Source organism: Amycolatopsis sp. NPDC104863 (genome assembly GCF_055582965.1).
On the sequence record NZ_JBVJOW010000002.1, the window covers coordinates 1180383 to 1200755 of the forward strand.

A 20373-nucleotide genomic window follows, 5' to 3' on the forward strand; every position below is an offset into this window, starting at 1 on the left:
GGACAACCCATGAAACCAAAAAAAACAGGAAAAAGGGGGGAAAGAACAAGGAGGGGAGGAAGGCCCTCGGCCGTTGTGGTTGGCGGGGTTGCCCCCCCCCCCCCCCCCCCCACCCCGGCACTGGCGCACAACGTGCTGATCTCCTCGGATCCGGCGAACGGCTCGTCCGTCGCCGCCGGCCCGCAGAAGGTCAGCCTGACGTTCGACCAGTACGTGCAGGGCGCGGACGTCAACCAGATCGCGGTGACCGGACCCGGCGGCGGCCAGTGGGCCGAGGGACCGATCAGCGTGGTGAACAACGTCATCAGCGCGCCGCTGCGGCCGCTCGGGCCGGCCGGGAAGTACACCATCGGCTACCGGGTGCTCTCCGCCGACGGCCACCCGGTGACCGGCGAGCTGACGTTCACCCTCACCGCGGCGGGCACCGGCACCCCGGCGACCGTGGACGCGGCGAAGTCCCCGGGCTCCGCGTCGCAGGCGACGTCCTCGGCGTCGTCTTCGTCCACCGGCGTGCCGATCTGGGTCTGGATCGCGGGCGCCGTCGTGCTGCTGGCGATCGGGCTGACCGTGGCCCTGCGGTCGGGACGGTCCGTGGAAGAGAAGAAGTAACCGGATGACCCAGGCCGAGGCCACCACCAAGCCCCGCTACGCGACGCTCCTGTGCGTCGTGACGGCGGGGCTGCTCGGCGCCCTCATCGGCGTCGCGCTCCTGTCCACCACCCCGGTCCCCGGTGTCGTGGAACCCAGCGCGGTGGTCTCGGCCGGCATCCCGGTCGTGCGGGTCCTGCTCGACCTCTCCGCCGTCGCCACCATCGGGCTCTCGCTGCTCTCGGTCCTCGCCGGCTACGACCGGCCGAAGCTGACAGAGCCGATCATGCGGCTGGCGCGGCCGGCCGGAGTCGCGGCCGCGCTCGTCTGGGCCACCACCGCCGTCGTCGCGCTGGTCCTGCAGACCGCGGAGTACAAGCCGGGCTCGTCGACGCTCACCGCGTCGGACATCGGCGGGTACATCGCGGTCGTCGGCGCCGGGAAGGCGCTCGTCATCGTCGCCGCGCTCGCGCTCGTCCACGCCGGGATCGGCGCGCTGGCCCTGCGCTTCGGCGAGAAGGTGCCCGCCGAGGTCCGCGTCGGGCTCGGCCTGTTCGCGCTGCTGCCGCTGCCGGTCACCGGGCACGCGTCGAACTGGAACTACCACGACTACACGATGATCTCGATGGAGCTGCACGTCATGAGCGCCGTCGCCTGGACCGGCGGCCTCGGCGCGATGACCGTGCTCCTGATCGCGAACCGGACCCTGCTGGCGCACGCGCTGCCGCGGTTCTCGAAGCTCGCGACGCTCTGCCTGATCCTCTCGGCGGCGACCGGGCTGTTCAACGGCCTGGTCGAGATCTCGCTCAACCCGACCATCGGGTTCTGGGCGGCGATCTTCACGACGCCGTACGGGCAGCTGTTCGTCCTCAAGTTCCTCTGCACCGGGGTCATCGCGCTGCTCGGCGCGTACACCCGATTCCGGCTGATGCCGCAGATCGTCCGGCACAACCGCACGGCCCTCGCGTCGTGGGCGACGCTGGAGCTGACGGTCATGGGGCTGGCGTTCGGTTTTGCCGTTGTGCTCACGCGCGCGCCGGTCGTCGCGTCCTGAAAGCCCTTCCACGCAGGTGAGAGCCGGTGATCTGTCACGGCGAGTAGCTGCAAATTGCGCATTGGGATGACTGGTGATCCATTGGGGGTGACCGGTCGGACCGAACTTTCTACCCTGAGAAGACTGCATTTGAGAAGCGACGAACGGTCATCTGCAGTCGTCGAATGCACGTGCAGACTGTGGCGCCGGTCACACGAAGTGACAGTCCCGGGTCAGCGGTAACGCGCCCAGCGAGTGTCCGTCCGGCCGCTCCGGAGGTCGTCCAACCGGCGGAAGAGCTCGGGCCGCACCCGCGGCCGGCTGCGCAGGATCGGCAGCACGCTGGTCGTCAGCTTCAGCTCGCGGATCGCCCGGAGCACGCCGAACCCGGACCACGACGTCACGTCGAAGCCGTACTCCGCGGCGAACGTCCGGTAGCGCACCGGCGGGTCACCGAACCGCTCGCGGCCGACGGCCAGCGGCGTCAGGTCCCACTCCGGCGGGCCGACGCAGGAGGAGTCGAAGTCGCAGAGCACCGGACCGTCCGGTCCGGGGATGACGTTGCCGGGGTACGCGTCGCCGTGCACCAGGCCCCTGGGCAGCGGAAACTCCAGCCCGGCCAGCGCGGCCTCGAGCTCGGCGCAGCGGTCGAGCAGGAACGCGCGGTCGGCGGCGCCGAGCTCTTCGGCGTCGGAAACCCGGGCCCGGACCGCGGCGAACGGCGCCCACTCGGCCAGGCCGTCGGGCGCGGGCAGCGCGTGCACCTGGCGCAGCAGCCGGGCGAGGTCGGCGGCCGTCGCCGCGCGGCCGATGCTCGGCACCTGGTGCCACACGGTCACCAGGTGCTCGCCGACGGCCATCGGCTGCTCGACCCCGTCGAGCAGCCGGATCGCGGGGACGTCGTGCCGGGCGAAGTGCCGGGCCACGGTGACGACCGTGCCGACCCGGTGCCGGAGCTGCGTCGAGCCGACGATCCGGACCACCACCGGGGCCGTGACCAGCGCGAACACCGCGTTGTTGGTGAACCGCAGCAACCGCGCGCCCGCCGGGTCGAGGCCCAGCTGCGCGCAGGCCCCGGCCAGCACGCCGCGCAGCTTCCCGGGGGTGAACCGGCCGTCCAAGACGGTGCCGGCGCCTTCGGCGTTACGCGGCGTAGAAAGCGTGGAGGCGGTCGGCGAGGTCACGCGCGTCGGCGTTGTTCCGGCGGCGCTCCGCCTCTTCCTGGAGCGGCCGCATGCGGTCCTTGACCCGCTCGGACTTGATGCCCTCGGCGCAGTCGATGGCCTTGCCGCCGACCTTGGCGCCGTGGTCCAGGTCGCCTTCCAGCAGGTGGTTCGTGGCCAGCGCGCTCAGCATGAACGTCTTCGACCGGGCCATCTCGTCGTCGTAGGACTCGACGGCCCTGGTCAGCGCCGGGATCGCGTACTTCGTGTGCTCGGCGTTCTTCTGCGCGAGGACCGTGTGGACGGTGCCGACCATGGCGTAGACGTCGGTCTCGGTGAAGAACTTCACCCAGGACTCGGCCTCGGCCAGGTTGGCGCGCTCGAACTCGTCCTTGCTCCGGCCGAGCAGCTTCACCGCCTGCTCTTCGTTGCCCATCATCGCGTAAGCCCACGCCTCGTTCGCGCAGAGCACGGAGACGGCCAGCTCGGAGCCGGACTCCTGAGCGGCGATCTGGCCCAGCTGGAACAGCTTCAGCGCGTCGTTCGGGGCGTCCTGGTGCAGGTAGACGCGGCCCATGCGGTAGAGCACGTTGGCCACCAGCGGGTGGTTGTCGCCCTGCTTGGCCAGGTCCAGCGCGTTGGCGAAGTGGCCGCGCGCGGAGTCCATCAGGCCGGTGTCGAACGACGTCCAGCCGGCCAGCGAGTGCAGGTCGGCCAGCGCCACGTACAGCCGGTTCTTCACCATGTCGGTGCCGTTGGACTCGAGCATCTGCTGTCCCCAGGACAGCTGCGCCACGACGGCGTCGCGGCAGAACCCGCCGCCGTACTGGTAGTCCAGGGCGCGGAGCGCGCGCGTCGCGGCCTCCACCTGGCGCACGTCGGTCATGCCGATGCGCCCGGGCGCCGGCGTCCGCGCCGGTCCCGCCGACCACGTGCCCGATTCCGGACCGAACACCGCCGCACCCATCGTGACCTGGGCGGCGTGCGCGAGGAACCTCCGTCGCTTCACGGACTCGTCCTCCTCAGCCTGCTGGCCGTCGGCGGAGCCGACGACGCGTATCGCCGTGGCCTCGTCGTAGGCGAGGCCCATGTATCCACGGGGGACACCCAGGCCGTCGGCGATCCGCGTGAGGACGTCGTAGGCCATGACCTGGCGACCCTTGAGGATCTCCGACACCTCGGACTGGGACTGGCCGGTCATCGCGGCGATCTGGCGCTGCGAGACACCGTGCTTGCGCAGGAGCCGATAGACGGCGCTGATCTCGCGACTGGCGAGAGCAGCTCTCATCTCGGGCTGCTCCCACGCGTCGGCGGGAACCGCGTGGTTCTGCCGGACTTCGGCACCACCACCGCTACTGGCGTCCATCGCGCCCCCTCCACTGTCCGGTCGGGCGTCTGTGAAACAGCGTAAGCAAAGCTGGGAAACCGTGTGAACAGCCGAACTGGTGCCCTGATCGGTCCGGGCGAAGTCCGTTGACCGCTTACCGTGGAACCCGGTCCGGTCACCGCTATGACGCCATTTCGACCTTCTATCGCACCCGGTTTCACCTCACTGTAGTTGTCAGATCTCCGTCACCGCCCGGACACCGGCAGCGATCACGGAGAGCTACGAAAACCGCAGCGTTGTGACAAGGCGATGTTGCAGAAGGCATCTTCGAAGACTTCGACAGAGCGGAGAAGGGCGTGGAGTTCGTGGACTCGTTCGCAGGGGGACATGCCGGCACGGCCACCCGCGCCGTGCGGCCGGCGGTCGCGACGGTCTCTCCCGTCTCCGCCGTCCGTCCCGTCACCCCCGCCGCCGCGGTGGACCCCCGCACCGCGGCCGTCCGGCACTACGAAGGCGGGCAGCTGGTGTGGCGCGTGCAGTGCGGCGACCTCATCAGCCGCGAGCGCGCGGTGACGGTGTTCGTCGAAGACAACCAGGTGGTACTGGTCTCGCCCCCCGGCGAGACCGCGCGGTTGACGTCCGGCCAGCTCGGACAGCTGCGCGCCGCGCTCAACGAAGCCGCCAAGATGGCGGAAAGGTAACGGTGAGCTGATCATGGATCAGGTACTCGGGCAGGTCCTCCGCAATGCGGTCTGGGAGCGCCTCGACATGCTGACCGACCTGGCGAACCGCGCCGACGCCCAGTCGCTCGTCTCGGTCGCGCGCTCCGAACTCCCCCGGTTGACCGAGGCGTGGCGCGCAATGCTGAAGATGCACGAGCCCGACGAGCGCGGCGACTGCCCGACGTGTTCGACCCGGTGGCACCGCTGCAAGGCGCCGTGCTCGGTCTGGCAGGTCGCGCACGAACACCTCGTCGCCGGCGGCCTGGCCCCGCAGCAGGCTCCGGCCCGCGGCGGTCTGCAGGGCCGGCGCAAGAGCCCGGTGCCGACGCAGGGCCGTCCGGCTCCCGCGCCCACCCCGGCCGAGACCACCGGCCGCCACGCGCTGGTGAACCCGCGCCGAGCGGTCACCGCCTGACCTCCGGGCCGCCGCCACCTCCCGCGGCCGCGGCTCGGCTGTTTCACCGGCTCACCGACAATCCACCCCAACCCGAGCCACCCCGACCCGGGTTCGCGCCGGTCCCACCGGCGCCGCCCACCCAGACCGGCGAGTGCGGCCGTCCGATCGCCCCATCGGACCCGCGCCGGCTCTCGCCGTCGGCCGGGGACTGTTTCGCCCGCACCCCCGAGCAGTGCGAACCAGTCCTCGGCCCTCCAGCCCGGTCCCCACCGCGATTAATCGAAAAAAATACGCGTTAGCCCTAGCCCGGGCGGTAATCCCCCGCTAGATTGATCATCAAGCGCAGCGTGGACCACTGGTCCAGCCTGCAGCGACCCGCCCCCGAGCGGCCCTCGAATTCCGCGGGCCGGTGCCGTTGCACTCCCCTCCCCCGACCGGCACCGGCCCGCGGTTCCACTCCGTCATTTCAAAGATGGCTCAGCGCACCGCCTTCACGCGGAGCACGAGCACCGCGGCCAACAGCGTCGCGACGGCCGAAGCGGCGAAGAGCCCCGGATAACCACCCAGGTAGGCGAGCACCAGCGGTGTCAGCAGCGGCGCCACCACCTGCGGCAGCGAGTTCGCGATGTTGATGACACCAAGATCCTTCGCCCGGTCCTGCGCCGTCGGCAGCACCTGGGTCAGCATCGCGAGAGCGACAGCCATGTACGCCCCGAAGCCCACCCCCAGCAACGGGGACGCGGCGAGCGCGACCGGCCACGTCTGCCAGAGCACCAGCAGCAAAGCGGCCAACGCCATCACACCGGAGGCCGCAAGGACGTACGGCTTACGCCGTCCGGACTTGTCCGAGAAGTGCCCGGCGACCACGGCGCCCGCGACGAGCGCAACGCCGTACAGCCCCATCATGATGAGCAGGCCCGTGTCCGGGTCGTCGTAGTGCACCGCGTCCTTGAGGAAGAACAACAGGTAGAGCGTCCCGAACGCGTTGCCGAGGTTGATCATGAAGTGGCACGCCCACGCCCAGGCGAAGTCCGGGTGCCGCCGCGGGGACACCCAGAGGTTGCGCAGCACCTCGCCGGCCGCCGACGACGGCCGGAACTCCACCGGCAGACGCGCGTCCGGCGTCCGGAGCACGAAGAACGCGGCGCCGACCAGGACGATCCCCGCGCAGACCGCGTAGGCCAGCGGCAGCCCGGCGATGCCCAGCATGACGACCACCACGAGCGCGCCCAGCACGGTGCCGAGCATCTGCGCGATGCCGACCAGCCCGCCGACCTGCGCGCGCTGCCCCACCGGGACCCGGTCGGCGATCGCGGACATCAGGGTGGCGAGCATGCCGTTGAGCCCGGCCTGTACCAGGCACCAGCCGACGATCAGGAGCGCGACGCTCGGCGCGAACGCCAGCACCAGCAGCCCGACGGCCGCGACGGCGGCGCCGATGACCGTCCACGGGTGGCGACGGCCGAAGCGCGAGCACGTCCGGTCGGACAGCAGCCCGACCGCCGGGTTGACGATCAGCGCCACGATCGCGCCGACGCCCATCACCAGGCCGAGCACGAACTCCTTGTTCACCTGGTCGAGCAGCTCGGCCTGCTGCGGCAGCAGCACCTGGATCGGCGCGTAGATCCCCAGCCAGAGCGCGATGTTCGCGAAGAACAGCAGGCTCATCCAGCCGGGCCGCACCCGCACGACGGGCTCGGCGAGCGCGTCCGGCACCGCTTGGGTCGTTTCACTCATCCCGCACCAGCTTCCGGTACCAGTGGAACGAGTCCTTCGGCGTCCGCCGCAGGGTCTCGTAGTCGACGTGCACCAGGCCGAAGCGTGGCGCGTAGCCCTTGGACCATTCGAAATTGTCCATCAGGGACCAGCAGAAGTACCCCCGGACGTCGACCCCGGCGTCCATCGCCTCGCGCAGGGCCGTGAGGTGGCTGTGCAGGAAGTCGATGCGTTCGGGGTCGTGCACACCGCCGTCCTCGGCGACGACGTCGGCGAAGCTGCAGCCGTTCTCGGTGATCTGGATCGGCGGCAGCTTGTCGCGGTAGCGGCGGTGGAAGTCGAGCAGCAGCTCACGCAGGGCGTGCGGGACGATCGGCGAGTCGTTCGTCGTCATCGGGTAACCCTCGATCGGGCGAAGCTCGAAGGGCAGCGGGTTGCCCGGCCCGGGTTTCGCGACCCCCTGCGGCTCGTAGTAGTTGACGCCGTAGAAGTCCAGCGGCTGCGCGATGGCCGGCAGGTCGTCGGCGAAGCCGGCGGGGAGGTGCTCGTGGAGCTGTTCGGGGTAGGTGCCGAGCAGGACGGGGTCCGCGTAGAGCCGGTTGAGGAGCGCGTCGAGCCACTCCGCGGCGTCGTGCGAGTCGTCGTCCGCGGGCCAGATGGGCGAATGGTTGTTGGCGGTGCCGATGTTCGTGGCGCCGGCCGCCCGCAGCGCCTGCACGGCGAGGCCGTGCGCGAGGTTCTGGTGGTGCGCGGTCGGAATGGCGTCGAGCAGGAGCGTCTGACCGGGCGCGTACTCCCCGATCGCGTACCCGAAGATGGACATCACCATCGGCTCGTTGAGCGGAATCCAGAGTTTCACCCGATCGGCGAAGCGTTCTCCGAGGATGTGGGCGTACTCGGCGAAGCGATCAGCGGTCTCCCGGGCGAGCCAGCCACCGTCGTCCTCGATCGCCTGCGGGGTGTCCCAGTGGTAGAGCGTGACGGCGGGCGCGATGCCGGCTTCGCACACGGCGTCGATCAGCTTGTCGTAGAAGCCGAGGCCTTCGGGGTTGGGCGCGCCCTTGCCCTCGGGCTGGATGCGCGGCCAGGCGATGGACATCCGGTAGGCGCCGACGCCGAGCTCCGCCATCAGGGCGATGTCTTCGGGGTAGCGGTGGTAGTGGTCGGCGGCTACGTTGGCGTTCTCATCGTGGGCGATCTTGCCCTCGGTCGCGGTGAACGTGTCCCAGATGGACGGTCCGCGCCCACCTTCGCTGGTGGCGCCTTCGATCTGGAACGCCGAGGTCGAAACACCCCAGAGGAAGTCGGGCGGGAAGTTCGGGTTCTGCACCGGCTGCTGACCCCTTCGTCAGGCCACCCGTACGGGTGAACATGAAAAGTTCTCATATACTAGGTCTTCACTCGTCCGTGGGGAAGCCCGTCGGCACGATAAAGTCCCAGATCAGACGAGGAGGAGCGCCGTGTCCGACATCCAGGCCGCGAAGGTGCCGGCAGAAGCCACCCCCTTGCGCCGTCAGCCGGTTCAGCAACGAAGCGCGAAGCGGGTCGAGCAGATGCTCGACGCGAGCGCGGCGTTGATCGACGAACTCGGCTACGACGCCCTGACGACAACCCTGATTGCCAAGCGCGCAGGAGTGGCCGTCGGTTCGCTGTACCAGTTCTTCCCCGACAAGCGCGCGGTCGTGCAAGCGCTTACCGCCCGCAATCTGGAGCGCTTCGTCGGCGCGGTGAACGAGCGCCTCAAGCAGCTCGGCCCGGAGCACTGGTGGGACGTCGTGGACTCGATCCTCGACATCTACCTGGAGATGCACCGGTCAGTGCCGGGCTTCTCGAAGGTCCACTTCGGCGACATCATCGACCGCCAGCTGCTCGACGAGACCCGCGACAACAACGCGGTGATCGTGGACTCCCTGACGGACCTGCTCTCCGGCCAGGTCGACCGGCCGGTCGAGGATCTGCGGTTCGCGATCGGCATCGCGAACGAGGTCGCGGACGCGCTGCTCAAGCTGGCGTTCCGGAAGGAGCCGAGCGGCGACGAGAAGATCGTCGCCGAGGCCAAGTACGTGGTGAAGGGGTATTTGGCGGCGCGGTTCGGGGAGCAGTCGTAGCTGTCCACAGAAGTTGTCCACAGGTATGCACAGCTGTGGACAACCTGGGGTTTTCGCGGGGGTCTGTCGGCGGGCGCCGATAGACTGGAAGCGGGGGTTCCCCCAGGGAAGGGCGGGCTGCGCTTGGGGGCGGCTTTGCTGGGCGGCCGGTGTAGTTGGGGGTGGGGTGTGCTCGGCGGGGCGTGCCTGGCCGGAGCTGCTTTGTGTAGAGGCCGGTGTCGGTGGGGTGCGTTCGGGTGGGGCCTGCTTTGCCTGGTAGCCGGTGAGGTGGATGCGCTCGAGAGGGGTTCTGCTCGGCCGGGGCATGCTTTGCCTGGCGGCCGGTGCAAGTCGGGGTGCGCTCGGGTGGGGCGTACTCGGTGGGTGCTGCGCTCGGGGCCGCTCTCGGGGTTTGGTGGCGGTGTAGTTGGGTGGATGCGCTCGGTCGGGGGCTTTGCCTGGCGGTCGGTGCCGGTGGGGTGGATGCGCTCGGTGGGCTCTGAGATTGAGCGGGGCCGAACGTCTCGGCGGCGGCACGTGAGTTCGCGGCTGAGTGCCGGGGTCAACGGATTTCGGAGTAAGTGGCCTGAGGCTGCTGCGCTTGGGGTGGCGACTGCACTACCCGCCCGGACACTTCGGCGGCTCCGCGGGAAGACTGCGCGCGGGGTTGCTGCACCCCTGCCGGGCGGGGTGGCTGCCGCACTTGGAACGGTGACTGCGGTCGGGAGTCGGGGGCACCGCGATCCACAGCGCACCGGTGGGGAGTTCGGGCAAGCTCGGTCCTGTGACCGACAACGACGCGAAGACCTACCTGCACGACGAGCTGCGCTGGATTCGCGAAGCCGTCCTCGCGAAGCTCGATGGGCTCACCGAATACGACGTCCGGCGGCCGATGACGGCTACCGGGACCAACCTGCTCGGCCTCGTCAAACACCTGGCGACCTGGGAGGCCCGGTACTTCGGTGAGGTCTTCGCACGCCCCTTCCCCGAACCGCTCCCGGAGCGGGGCACTGACATGTGGGCCACCGAGGACGAGGCGCGCGAGGAAATCGTCGATCGGTATCGGCGCGTTTGGGCGCACTCCGACACGACCATCCGCGACCTCGATCTCGACTCCGCCGGGAAGGTGCCGTGGTGGCCTCGGCCTGACGTGACCCTCTTCAAGGTCCTCGTCACTTTCCTCACCGAGATCAACCGGCACGCCGGGCACGCCGACATCCTGCGTGAACAGCTGGACGGCAAAGTCGGGCTGGACGCGGAAAGCACCGCCGCCGGGCAAGATCGGTGGGCTGAGGTTGAGCGGGTGGCCGTCAGCCGAAGTTCTGGTGCTCTCCGCGGTAGGTCGGGACCGTTCGTTCCACCCGGTCGCCCAGGACCAGGTGGTAGTGCGTGAAACGCTCTGCCAGCTCGCCCGCTTTTGCGTGACGGAGCCAGACCCGGTCGCCCAGGTTCAGGGTGCGGGCCGCGCGGCCCGTCACCGGGGTCTGGACTTCGCCCGCTCCCTCGAAACCCAGGAACTTCAGGCCCGTCGGGAGGTACGGCGTCGGCTGGCGCGAAGGGCCCGTCGGCCCCGAAGCGATGTAGCCGCCTGAGTACAGCGTTGCGATCTTGCGGGTCGGGCGGCGGACCACTGGGAGCGCGAACAGTGCGGCCGGGCGGGGGCTGAAACGCGTGTAGCCGTCGAAGAGTGTGGGGCCGATCAAGCCCGAGCCGGCCGCTATCTCGGTGACGACCGCGTCCGCTCCTGTCGACTCGATGCTGCCCGTGCCGCCGCCGTTGACGAACTCCAGCGGGGTCACCGCTTCGACCGCGCGGACCACTTCGCCGCGACGCCGGTTCAGCTCCGCCGCCGAGTGGCGCTGCATCCAGCCGATCACCAGCTGGTTCACGCGCGCGCCCGCCTTGTCGCCGAGGCCGGCGATCTGGCCTTCGTACGCCATCACGCCGACCAGGCGGAATCCCGGCCGGGCCAGGATCTGGCGGGCGAACGTCGTGGCCTGCTTCGGCGTGAAGATCGGGGACCGGCGGGTGCCGACGTGGACTCCCGGGAGCGGGCGCCACGACGCGTCGAGCTCCAGGCACACCCGGATATCCGGGTGGCCGTGGCCGAGGGCGGCGTCCACCAGATCCAGGTGCTCCGGCGAGTCGACCATGATCGTGATCGACGCGCGAGCCAGATCGGACGCGGCCAGGCGGCGCAGCGCCTCGTGGTCGGCCGTCGGGTAGGCGACCACGACGTCGTCCGTCGTGCCCTGCTCGACGTGCCAGACGGCTTCGGCGAGCGAGTAGCACATCAAGCCTTCGAAGCCCGGCTTCGCGAGCACGCGCTCCAGCAATGCACGGCAGCGCACCGACTTGCTGACCACGCGGATCGGCTTGCCCGCCGCGCGGCGGGCGAGGTCGTCGGCGTTCGCGTCGAAGGCAGCCAAGTCGACGACGGCCAAGGGTGGATCGAGGTCCTTGGTCGCCAAGTCGTACACCGTCGCACTGGTCACGAGGTCTAAAGTACGACACGAAGGCTTGAAACGCGAATACTGTTCACATACTGTTTCGGGCACTCGACCGATGGAGGGTGCGCGCATGACCCGGTGGACCAACTGGGCGGGCACGGCGTCCGCCTCGCCGCAGCACGTTCACCAGCCACGGAGCACGGCTGAAATCGCGGCGACCGTCGCAGGCATCGCCGCGGCCGGCCGGACCGTGCGCCCCTGGGGCAGCGGCCACTCCTTCACCGCGATCGCCGTCGCCGACTCCGACGCGCTCGACCTGCGGCAGTGGACCGGCATCGAGCGCGTCGACCTCGAAACCGGGCACGTCACCGTCCGCTCCGGCACCACGATCAAGCAGCTCAACGCCGAGCTCGACACGCTCGGGCTGGCCATGACCAACCTCGGCGACATCGACGCACAGACCATCGCCGGCGCGATTTCCACCGGCACCCACGGCACCGGCGCCCGGCTCGGCGGCATCGCCACCCAGATCGTCGCGCTCGAGCTCGTCCAGGCCGACGGCTCGGTCGTCACCTGTTCGGCGGACGAAAAGCCCGACCTCTTCGCCGCTGCCCGCGTCGGCCTCGGCGCGCTCGGCGTCATCACCACCGTGACCCTGCGCTGCGAAAAGTCCTTCTACCTGCGAGCTCAGGAACGCCCGGAGCCGCTGGAGCAGGTCCTCGAGGGCTTCCACGACTTCGCCGACCAGAACGAGCACTTCGAGTTCTACTGGTTCCCGTACGGCAAGAACGCCCTGGTCAAGCGCAACAACCGGTGCGAGACGGCGGAACCGCTGAGCAAGGTCCGCGAGTTCGTCGACTACCAGATCATGGAGAACGTCGCGTTCGGCGGCCTCTGCCGGACGGGCCGGCTGATGCCGCGGCTCGTGCGCCCGCTGAACAGCTTCGCGTCGAACATGCTCTCCGCGCGCGAGTACAGCGATCTCTCGCACCGCGTCTTCGTCACCGCGCGCAACGTCCGGTTCACCGAAACGGAATACGCTGTTCCACGTGAATCAGTGCTCGACGTGCTCGCCGAGCTACGGGCCGTAGTGCCGAAGCTGAAGGACCCCGTGATGTTCCCGGTCGAGGTGCGGGTCGCCGCGGCCGACGACATCTGGCTGTCGACCGCGCAGGGCCGCGACTCCGCCTACATCGCCATCCACCAGTTCACCGGGATGCCGTACCGCGAGTACTTCAGCGCGTTCGAGAAGATCGCCGGCGCCGTCGGCGGCCGCCCGCACTGGGGCAAGATGCACGACCTCGACGCCGGCGTCCTCCGCACGCGCTACCCGCACTTCGACGACTTCCTGCGCGTGCGCAAGGAAACCGACCCGAACGGCGTGTTCACCAACACCTACCTGGACCGGGTGCTCGGGCCGGCCTAGAAGAGCGCGGACACCGATTCGCCGTTGTGGATCCGGCGGATCGCCTCGGCCATGGCCGGCGCGATCGAGAGGATCTTCAGCTTCTCGGTGCGTTCCTCTTCGGGCACCGGGACCGTGTTGGTGCAGACGATCTCCAGCACCTCGGGCCGGCCGCCGATGCGCTCGATGGCCTTGGCCGCGAACAGCCCGTGGGTGCAGGCGACGCGGATCGACCGCGGTTCCAGCTCGGCGAGCTTGTCCAGCAGCTCGATCACCGTGCTGCCCTTGGCGATCTCGTCGTCGAGCACGATGACGTCGCGGCCGGTGATCTCGCCGATCACCGAGCTGATCTGGACGCGGTCGTCGGGGAAGCGCTCCTTCGCGCCGGCCGCGACCTGGACGCCGAGCAGCCGCGCGAAGTGCGACGCCTCCTTCGCGTTGCCCAGGTCGGGCGAGACGACGGTGGTGCGCGAAAGGTCGTACTGGCGGAAGTGCTTGGCCAGCTCCTGCAACGCGTGCAGGTGGTCGACCGGGACGCTGAAGAAGCCGTGGACCTGCGGTGAGTGCAGGGTCATCGCGAGCACGCGGTTCGCGCCGGCCGTGGTCAGCAGGTCGGCGACCAGGCGGCCGCCGATGGAGATGCGCGGCGCGTCCTTCTTGTCCGAGCGCGCGTACGAGTAGTGCGGCATCACGGCGGTGATGCGGGACGCGGACGCGCCGCGCGCCGCGTCGAGCATCAGGAGCAGCTCGACGAGGTGTTCCTGCACCGGCCGCACGAGCGGCTGGATGATGAAGACGTCCCGCTCGCGGCAGTTCGCCTGCAGCTGCACTTCGAGGCAGTCGTTCGCGAACCGCCGGACCTCGGCCGGCCGCAGCGGGACGCCGAGGTGGGCGCAGATCTCTTCGGCCAGCTCGGGGTGTGCGCTGCCGCTGAAAACGGCGATCTCTCTCGAAGCCTCGTTGATCACAGTGCTGAGATCGCTTCGCCGATCGCGACTTCACCGGAGATCAGCGTCAGGGTGCGCCGCGCGGTTTCGGGCGCGTCCAGCAGGCCGACGAGCACCGCGGCGACGTCGTCGCGCGGGATCGGGCCGCGATCGGTGCGCTCGGCGAGCAGCACCAGGCCGGTGCCCGCGTCGTCGGTCAGCGCGCCCGGCCGGAGGATGGTCCAGTCCAGGTCGCGCGCCTTGAGGTCGTCTTCGGCCGCGCGCTTGGCGCGCAGGTAGTGCCGGAATTCCTCGGTGACATCGGGGTTCTCCGGGTTGTCGGCCCCGATCGAGCCGACCTGGATGTGCCGCCGGACCCCGGCTCGCGCGGCCGCGTCGGCGAAGAGCGCGGCGGCGCCACGGTCCACAGTGTCCTTGCGGGCGGTGCCGCTGCCCGGCCCGGCGCCGGCCGCGAAGATCGCGGCGTCGGCACCCTTCAGGGCCTCGGCGACAGCGTCCACATCGGAGTTCTCCAGATCGAGGACGACGGCTTCGGCGCCGGCCGCCTCGAGGTCCGCCGCGTGGGCGGGATTACGGATGATCCCGACCGCCTTGTCACCGCGCGCGGCGAGCAGCCGCTCCAGCCGCAGCGCGATCTGACCGTGTCCACCTGCAATGACGACTCGCATGGAGCCGACCCTAGTGCGAAGCGGGCGCCTCTGCGGTCCGGAGCAGGTGGTCGTAGACCAGTTCGTTCACCAGGCGGGAGACCGGGTCCTCGGCGAGCACGACGCGCTCGGTGCGGCCCTCGAGGTCGAGGTCGACGACCGCGTTCGGGTCGGCGGTCACGATCGCGAGGCCGTACGCGCGGGCCCGCGGCAGGCAGTTGCCGACGTAGTCCTCGGTCAGCACGGCCGGCGACGGGAGCACCATCGCGGCCTCGCCGTAGCGGGCGAACGGAACCGCGGAGGCCATCGCGGTGCGCCAGTGGCGCGCGACGGCCAGGACGCCGACGATCTCGGCGGCCGGGGCGGGGGCGGTTCCGGCCAGCTCCGGCCAGGTCCAGGTGTCGACGGTGGCGCGGTCGGCCACCGGGCCGGCACCCATCGCGATGCGTTCGGCGTGCACGTCGGTGCGAAGCTTGGCGACCACGCAGACCTTGCGGCCGAGGATCGTGGTCTCCGGGAGCACGATGCCGTTCCAGCCCAGCTGGGCGGCGGCGGTGCGGGCGAGCTCGTCGACGCTCGTGGGCAGCTCGATCGGCGGCACCACCCGGCTCGGCATCGACCGGCTGCGCTTCGCGCCACCGGCGACCGTCGAGCGCTCGGTGTTCTGAGGTGTAGCCGCCACGAGTCCGCCTCCTTCTAACCTGCACTGCTTCGTGACCGGTGAAAACCGGCACTCAACCTGTCTAACAGCGCGGCGGCGCGGCGTCGCCGGGTAGTGCGAGTGGCTGCGATCGGCGGCGCCCAGCGGTCGATGACCGGTCGGTAGGCGGTCATCCGACTTCGGTCGAACGGTGCGGCCAACCGAGTGATCGCGGGGTGAGTGGCACTACCGTCCGCCCGCGACCGACTACCGAAGGCACCCTCGTTCGATTGGGCCGTTCGGCGCAACCGGGGGAAAATCCACAGTGGACGCAGGCGGCTGAGCTGCGGTTGTCCGGCGTCACCCACCCGGCGGTGACTTGCACCGCAGCGGTGTCGCGCGCGCCGGACTAAAGTTACCGATCAGTCACTTAGTCGTCGCCGTGGAGGACCGATGCGCTCCCCGAAGGACTTCTTCGCCCCGCTCGCCCTGGGCGCGCCCGCCCCCGTGCGGGAGATCCCGGTGACGCCGTCCCGGATGATCCACTTCTTCGACCCGGGCAACGAGAAGATGGCCGCGAAGGTGCCCGGCATCGCGAAGAAGGTCGACGTCCTGCTCGGGAACCTCGAGGACGCCGTGCGCGCGGACCGCAAGGAGGCCGCGCGCGCCGGGCTCGTCGCGATCGCCAAGGCGAACGACTTCGGCAGGACGCAGCTGTGGACGCGCGTGAACAGCCTGGACTCGCCGTGGGTGCTCGACGACCTGGTGACGCTCGTCACCGAGATCGGCGACAAGCTCGACGTGATCATGGTGCCGAAGGTCGAGGGCGCGCAGGACATCCACTACGTCGACCGCCTGCTGGCGCAGCTCGAAGCGCGCGCCGGGCTCACGAAGCCGTTGCTGGTGCACGCGATCCTCGAGACGGCGAGCGGGGTGGCCAACGTCGAGGAGATCGCCGGCGCGAGCCCGCGGATGCAGGGCATCTCGCTCGGCCCGGCCGACCTGGCCGCGAGCCGCCGGATGAAGACGACCCGCGTCGGCGGCGGCCACCCGGGTTACCTCGTGCGGACCGACCCCGTCGGCGACGACCTGAACGAGGGCCGGACGACCTACCAGCAGGACCTCTGGCACTACACGGTCGCGCGGATGGTCGACGCCTGCGCGATGCACGGGATCCTGCCGTACTACGGGCCGTTCGGGGACATCCGCGACGTCGTCGCGTGCGAGGACCAGTTCCGGAACGCGTTCCTGCTCGGCTGTGTCGGCGCGTGGAGCCTGCACCCCGTGCAGATCGACATCGCGAAGAAGGTCTTCTCGCCTTCGCCGTCCGATGTGGCCTGGGCGCGTCGCGTCATCGCGGAGATGGGCGACGGCACCGGCGCCGTGATGATCGACGGGAAGATGCAGGACGACGCGTCGGTGAAGCAGTGCCGCGTGGTCGCCGAACTGGCCGACGCCCTCGCGGCGGACGACCCCGAGCTCGCGGCCACCTACGACGCCGCCACCAAGGAGATCCTCGGATGACACAGCCCCGACGCTCTGTCCTGTACATGCCCGGCGCGAACGAAAGAGCGCTGGAGAAGGCCAAGACCATCCCGGCCGACGCGCTGATCCTCGACCTCGAGGACGCCGTCGCGCCGGACGCCAAGGAAGCCGCGCGCGAACGCGTCTGCGCCGCCGTGGGCAACTACGGTTCGCGTGAGGTGACCATTCGCGTCAACGGTCTCGACACCGAGTGGCACGACGCCGACCTGCGCGCGGCGGCGTCCGCCGGGCCGGCCGCGGTGGTCGTGCCGAAGGTGAACTCGGCGGCCGAGGTGCACAACATCGAGCGCGCGCTGGAGCTCGGCGGCGCGCCCGAGCACACGAAGATCTGGGCGATGGTCGAGACGCCGGTCGCGATGCTGCACGCGGAGGAGATCGCGGCGGCGTCCGAGCGGCTGACCGTGCTCGTGATGGGCACGAACGACCTGGCCAAGGAGCTGCACGCGGAGTTCGTCCCGGGCCGCGGGCCGCTGCTCGGCGGGCTTTCGCTGTGCCTGCTGGCCGCGCGCGCGACCGGCAAGGTGATCCTCGACGGCGTCTACAACGACGTGAAGGACCTCGAGGGGTTCGAGGAGGAGTGCAAGCAGGGCCGCCAGTACGGCTTCGACGGCAAGACGCTCATCCACCCGGGCCAGGTCGAGCCGTGCAACCGGATCTTCGCGCCGTCCGAGGAGGAGATCGACCGGTCGCGGCGGATCATCGAAGCTTTCGAAAAGGCCGGCAGCGGCGTGGTCACTGTGGACGGCCGGATGATCGAAAACCTGCACGTCGACAACGCTCGACGGGTGCTGGCGCTGGCCGAAGCGGTCAAGAACTGAGCCCCGGTGGCCGGGCGTGCGCAGGCCCGGCCACCGGTCCTTTTCACCCGGGCAGTGAATCGGTCCACTCGGCACTGATCCCGAACGTGGTGCCCTCGGCCGCGGTGGCGATCCCGCCGTCCGAGGTCACGTACGTCGAGGTCTTGTTCACCCGGCTGGTCGCCGGGTCGACGACCAGCAGTCCCTCGCCCGGCGGCGGCAGCCGCAGGCCCTGCCCGCCCGGCACCGCGCCGACCGCGCGCACCCCCGGGTACGCGGCGATCGCCCGGAACGACGCCGCCCGGACCGCCGGCGGCGCGGGCAGCGTGGACACGAGCGAGACCAGGCCTTCGAGCACCGCCTCCTGCCGCTGGTCCGCGGTCAGCGGGCCCGCGCTCGTGCGGATGTCGCTGTGCGCCACCAGGTTCGCGATCCAGTCCCGCAAGGCCGCCGGCTCGGTGGGGAGGGCCTGGATCTGGCCCATGGTCACCTCCGCGCCCCCCAGCCGGAAGGGCAGCGGCAACCCCAGCGGCACGACCCGGCCCCCGGACTTCGCGCCGCGGAACCACACGTGCGCGTCGGCCTTGGTCCAGTACTCGTAGGTTTCGGACGAGCTGATCTTGACGTGCCAGTAGGTGCCGGTGCCCGCCGGCGCCTGCGCGGCCACCGTGGCCGCGGCCAGCAGGACCTCCTGGCCGGTGACGGCGACCGGCGGCGCCACCGCCCGCGGCGGGGTCTCGGCCGGGGCGCCGGGCTGGGTCACGACCACGACGCCGGCCGCGACCGCCGCGGTGGCGACGAGTCCGGCGCCGATCGTGAGCGGGCGCACGCGCCTGCGGCGCCCGCGCAGCATGTGGTTCTGCAGCCGGTGGCGGCTGCGGTCGACGACTTCCGGGGTGGGTTCGGCGGACAGCAGCGTGGCGCGCAGCGTCTCCAGGTCATTCATCGGTGGCCTCCGGGGAGAGAACGGGGGTGAGCTTCTTGCGGGCGCGCGTCAGCCGGGAGCCGACCGTGCCAGGAGAGATGCCGAGTGCCTCGGCCACTTCCGCGTAGCCGAGGTCGGCGAGGGCGACCAGCAGCAGGACGTCACGTTCGCCCGAGGTCAACCGCGACAGCGCTTTCGCCAGTTGCCCGCTCATGACGACGCGGTTTTCGTGGCCCTCGACCGGCCCGGGGACTTCGATCCGGGCCAGGGCGCGGTAGTGACGTGCTTCTTTGCGGCGATGGCGGGAAACGAGGTTCGTCGCGATGCCGAACAGCCAGGCCCGCACGTCGCCGCGGGTGGGATCGAACTTCTTCCGGCGGTCGTAGGCGACGAGGAACGTCTCCGCGGCGACGTCCTCCGCCACCTGGGCGCCGAGCCGGCCGGAGACGTAGCGGTGGATCGCCGCGAAGTGGTGGTCGTGCACCTCGGTGAACCGGTCGACGCCGGTCACCGGGGCTGCCTCTGTCATGGGGTTCCTTCCCGTCGGCGACAGTTTCACCCCCACTTCGCCGCGGGCCCCGATCTTCTTCCCTATCCGATCGGCCAGGGCCGCTGTGGCTCGCGAAGACGCTCGTACGCCGCGGCCGCGCGCAGGACGCCGACGTCGTCGAAACGGCGTCCGGTGAGCTGGAGGCCGATCGGGCGGCCGTCGTCGGTGTACCCGCAGTTCAGCGACACCGACGGCTGGCCCGACATGTTGTACGGGACCGTGAACGCGATGTGCTCGAACGGCCGTGACGGGTCGTTCGTCGGGGACGCCCACTCCGCCGGCGGGGCCGCGACCGGGCAGGTCGGCGAGAGGACGACGTCGTACGCCGAAGTCGCGCGCAACGCGGCCACGCTGATGACGTCGATCTGGGCGAAGCCGCGGTAGACGTCCACTCCGGACACTTCGGCGCCGCCCGCGGCCCAGTCCGCGATGTACGGCAGGACCTTCGCGCGCCGCTCCGCCGGCAACGCGAGCATGTCCGACCAGGCACGCGTGCGCCAGAAGACGTCGAGACCACTGAGCATTTCGCGGGTCAGGAACGGGCCGACGGGCTCGACGACCGCGCCCGCGGCTTCGAACGCGCGGGCCGCCGCCGTGACGGCGTCGCGTGTCGCCGGGTCGACCGGGATGCCCACGCCAGGGTCGAGGTGCAGGCCGACACGCAGGCCTTCGAGGGAACCGTCGAGCGCGGACCAGTCCAGGTCGGCCGGCGGCAGGCTCAGGTGGTCACGCGCGTCGGGCACGGACAGCACGCTCATCAGCAACGCCGTGTCGGCGACCGTGCGGGTCATCGGCCCGGCGACCCGGCCGAGGAACGGCGGGTCGACCGGCACCCGGCCGAAGCTCGGCTTCAGCCCGACCAGGCCGCACCAGCCCGCCGGCAGCCGGATCGAGCCGCCGATGTCGGTGCCGACGTGCAGCGGGCCGTACCCGGCGGCGGCCGCCGCACCGGCGCCCGCGCTCGAGCCGCCCGGCGACGCCGACGGCTGCCACGGGTTCCGCGCGGTGGTGTGGAAGCTCGAGAGGCCGGACGTCAGCATCCCGTAGTCCGGCATGGTCGTCTTGGCCAGCAGGACACCGCCGGACTCGCGAATCCGCGCGGCCGCCGGGGCGTCCTCGGCGGCGGGGACGAGCGCGGTCGCCGCCGTGCCGAGCGGGACCGGCGTGCCGCGGGTCGCGATGTTCTCCTTGAGCGTCAGCGGGACACCGTCGATCGGGCCCAGCGGTTCGTCGGACGCCCAGCGCGCTTCGGACGCCTTCGCCTCGTCGCGAGCCGCCGAAGGGTCGTACGCGTACAACGCGTGCAACTCCGGTTCTCGCTCCTCGATGCGCGCGAGGACGGCTTCGGTGACCTCGACCGGCGAGAGCGTCTTCGCGCGGTACTGCGCCACGAGCTCAACGGCGGTCAGGTCGGGCAACTCAGGCATGGACGCT

General features: G+C 70.5%; 20 protein-coding genes. 9 read left to right on the top strand and 11 right to left on the bottom strand.

Annotated elements, in window-relative coordinates:
- The first annotated feature begins 9 nt into the window (after window positions 1-9).
- Together ACZ63J_RS15380 and ACZ63J_RS15385 are read left to right on the top strand one after the other, a co-directional pair.
- Window positions 10-609, top strand: coding sequence for a copper resistance CopC family protein (locus ACZ63J_RS15380; RefSeq protein WP_465439487.1), 600 nt, complete (start codon window positions 10-12; stop codon window positions 607-609).
- 4 nt (window positions 610-613) lie between these two features.
- The gene (locus ACZ63J_RS15385; RefSeq protein WP_465400146.1) at window positions 614-1642 is read left to right on the top strand and encodes a copper resistance D family protein; all 1029 of its coding nucleotides are present in this window, start codon (window positions 614-616) and stop codon (window positions 1640-1642) included.
- Between the two features lie 212 nt (window positions 1643-1854).
- Here the strand turns inward: ACZ63J_RS15385 and ACZ63J_RS15390 are convergent, their stop codons facing one another.
- Together ACZ63J_RS15390 and ACZ63J_RS15395 are read right to left on the bottom strand one after the other, a co-directional pair.
- Window positions 1855-2742 carry a phosphotransferase family protein gene (locus ACZ63J_RS15390; RefSeq protein ID WP_465400343.1) on the bottom strand — a complete coding sequence of 296 codons (888 nt, stop codon included), beginning with the start codon at window positions 2740-2742 and terminating at the stop codon, window positions 1855-1857.
- Window positions 2743-2764: 22 nt separating this feature from the next.
- Window positions 2765-4150 carry a tetratricopeptide repeat protein gene (locus ACZ63J_RS15395; protein WP_465400145.1) on the bottom strand — a complete coding sequence of 462 codons (1386 nt, stop codon included), beginning with the start codon at window positions 4148-4150 and terminating at the stop codon, window positions 2765-2767.
- Window positions 4151-4467: 317 nt separating this feature from the next.
- On the opposite strand from ACZ63J_RS15395, the gene ACZ63J_RS15400 reads away from it, so the two are divergent.
- Both ACZ63J_RS15400 and ACZ63J_RS15405 read left to right on the top strand, forming a co-directional pair.
- Window positions 4468-4812, top strand: a complete 345-nt coding sequence (locus ACZ63J_RS15400) for a hypothetical protein (protein WP_465400144.1) — start codon at window positions 4468-4470, stop codon at window positions 4810-4812.
- A gap of 13 nt (window positions 4813-4825) precedes the next feature.
- Window positions 4826-5248: a hypothetical protein gene (locus ACZ63J_RS15405; RefSeq protein ID WP_465306321.1), complete on the top strand. Its 423-nt coding sequence runs from the start codon at window positions 4826-4828 to the stop codon at window positions 5246-5248.
- Between the two features lie 459 nt (window positions 5249-5707).
- Here ACZ63J_RS15405 and ACZ63J_RS15410 read toward each other — a convergent pair whose 3' ends face one another.
- Both ACZ63J_RS15410 and ACZ63J_RS15415 read right to left on the bottom strand, forming a co-directional pair.
- Window positions 5708-6967: an MFS transporter gene (locus ACZ63J_RS15410; protein ID WP_465400143.1), complete on the bottom strand. Its 1260-nt coding sequence runs from the start codon at window positions 6965-6967 to the stop codon at window positions 5708-5710.
- On the bottom strand, window positions 6960-8276 hold the full coding sequence (locus tag ACZ63J_RS15415; RefSeq protein ID WP_465333154.1) for a GH1 family beta-glucosidase: 1317 nt from the start codon (window positions 8274-8276) through the stop codon (window positions 6960-6962). The genes ACZ63J_RS15410 and ACZ63J_RS15415 overlap by 8 nt, the downstream gene beginning before the upstream one ends.
- 130 nt (window positions 8277-8406) lie before the next feature.
- Between ACZ63J_RS15415 and ACZ63J_RS15420 the strand changes: the two genes are divergently transcribed.
- Window positions 8407-9054: a TetR/AcrR family transcriptional regulator gene (locus ACZ63J_RS15420; RefSeq protein WP_395920062.1), complete on the top strand. Its 648-nt coding sequence runs from the start codon at window positions 8407-8409 to the stop codon at window positions 9052-9054.
- Window positions 9055-9817: 763 nt separating this feature from the next.
- Window positions 9818-10426: a DinB family protein gene (locus tag ACZ63J_RS15425; RefSeq protein ID WP_465400142.1), complete on the top strand. Its 609-nt coding sequence runs from the start codon at window positions 9818-9820 to the stop codon at window positions 10424-10426.
- Here the strand turns inward: ACZ63J_RS15425 and ACZ63J_RS15430 are convergent.
- Entirely contained in the window at window positions 10344-11528 is a 1185-nt protein-coding gene (locus ACZ63J_RS15430; RefSeq protein ID WP_465400141.1) for an amino acid deaminase/aldolase, read from the bottom strand. The two genes, ACZ63J_RS15425 and ACZ63J_RS15430, sit on opposite strands and share 83 nt — an antisense overlap.
- Before the next feature lie 85 nt (window positions 11529-11613).
- On the opposite strand from ACZ63J_RS15430, the gene ACZ63J_RS15435 reads away from it, so the two are divergent.
- The gene (locus ACZ63J_RS15435; RefSeq protein ID WP_465400140.1) at window positions 11614-12909 is read left to right on the top strand and encodes a D-arabinono-1,4-lactone oxidase; all 1296 of its coding nucleotides are present in this window, start codon (window positions 11614-11616) and stop codon (window positions 12907-12909) included.
- Here the strand turns inward: ACZ63J_RS15435 and ACZ63J_RS15440 are convergent.
- From ACZ63J_RS15440 to ACZ63J_RS15450, 3 genes are read right to left on the bottom strand one after another with little or no spacing between them, the layout of a single operon-like run.
- Window positions 12906-13856: a ribose-phosphate diphosphokinase gene (locus tag ACZ63J_RS15440; protein ID WP_465306334.1), complete on the bottom strand. Its 951-nt coding sequence runs from the start codon at window positions 13854-13856 to the stop codon at window positions 12906-12908. The two genes, ACZ63J_RS15435 and ACZ63J_RS15440, sit on opposite strands and share 4 nt — an antisense overlap.
- Entirely contained in the window at window positions 13853-14503 is a 651-nt protein-coding gene (locus tag ACZ63J_RS15445; RefSeq protein ID WP_465400139.1) for an NAD(P)H-binding protein, read from the bottom strand. The genes ACZ63J_RS15440 and ACZ63J_RS15445 overlap by 4 nt, the downstream gene beginning before the upstream one ends.
- Before the next feature lie 10 nt (window positions 14504-14513).
- Window positions 14514-15164: a hypothetical protein gene (locus ACZ63J_RS15450; RefSeq protein ID WP_465306338.1), complete on the bottom strand. Its 651-nt coding sequence runs from the start codon at window positions 15162-15164 to the stop codon at window positions 14514-14516.
- Between the two features lie 411 nt (window positions 15165-15575).
- On the opposite strand from ACZ63J_RS15450, the gene ACZ63J_RS15455 reads away from it, so the two are divergent.
- Window positions 15576-16646 carry an HpcH/HpaI aldolase/citrate lyase family protein gene (locus ACZ63J_RS15455; protein ID WP_465400138.1) on the top strand — a complete coding sequence of 357 codons (1071 nt, stop codon included), beginning with the start codon at window positions 15576-15578 and terminating at the stop codon, window positions 16644-16646.
- Complete coding sequence (locus ACZ63J_RS15460; protein ID WP_465333165.1) at window positions 16643-17485, top strand: HpcH/HpaI aldolase/citrate lyase family protein; 843 nt, start codon at window positions 16643-16645, stop codon at window positions 17483-17485. The genes ACZ63J_RS15455 and ACZ63J_RS15460 overlap by 4 nt, the downstream gene beginning before the upstream one ends.
- A 43-nt stretch (window positions 17486-17528) precedes the next feature.
- Here ACZ63J_RS15460 and ACZ63J_RS15465 read toward each other — a convergent pair whose 3' ends face one another.
- From ACZ63J_RS15465 to ACZ63J_RS15475, 3 genes are all read right to left on the bottom strand, one after another.
- Window positions 17529-18410: a CU044_5270 family protein gene (locus ACZ63J_RS15465; RefSeq protein WP_465400137.1), complete on the bottom strand. Its 882-nt coding sequence runs from the start codon at window positions 18408-18410 to the stop codon at window positions 17529-17531.
- Window positions 18403-18918, bottom strand: a complete 516-nt coding sequence (locus ACZ63J_RS15470; RefSeq protein WP_465400136.1) for an RNA polymerase sigma factor — start codon at window positions 18916-18918, stop codon at window positions 18403-18405. Before ACZ63J_RS15470 ends, ACZ63J_RS15465 begins: the two co-directional genes overlap by 8 nt.
- A gap of 62 nt (window positions 18919-18980) precedes the next feature.
- On the bottom strand, window positions 18981-20366 hold the full coding sequence (locus ACZ63J_RS15475; protein WP_465400135.1) for an amidase: 1386 nt from the start codon (window positions 20364-20366) through the stop codon (window positions 18981-18983).
- Window positions 20367-20373: the final 7 nt, after the last annotated feature.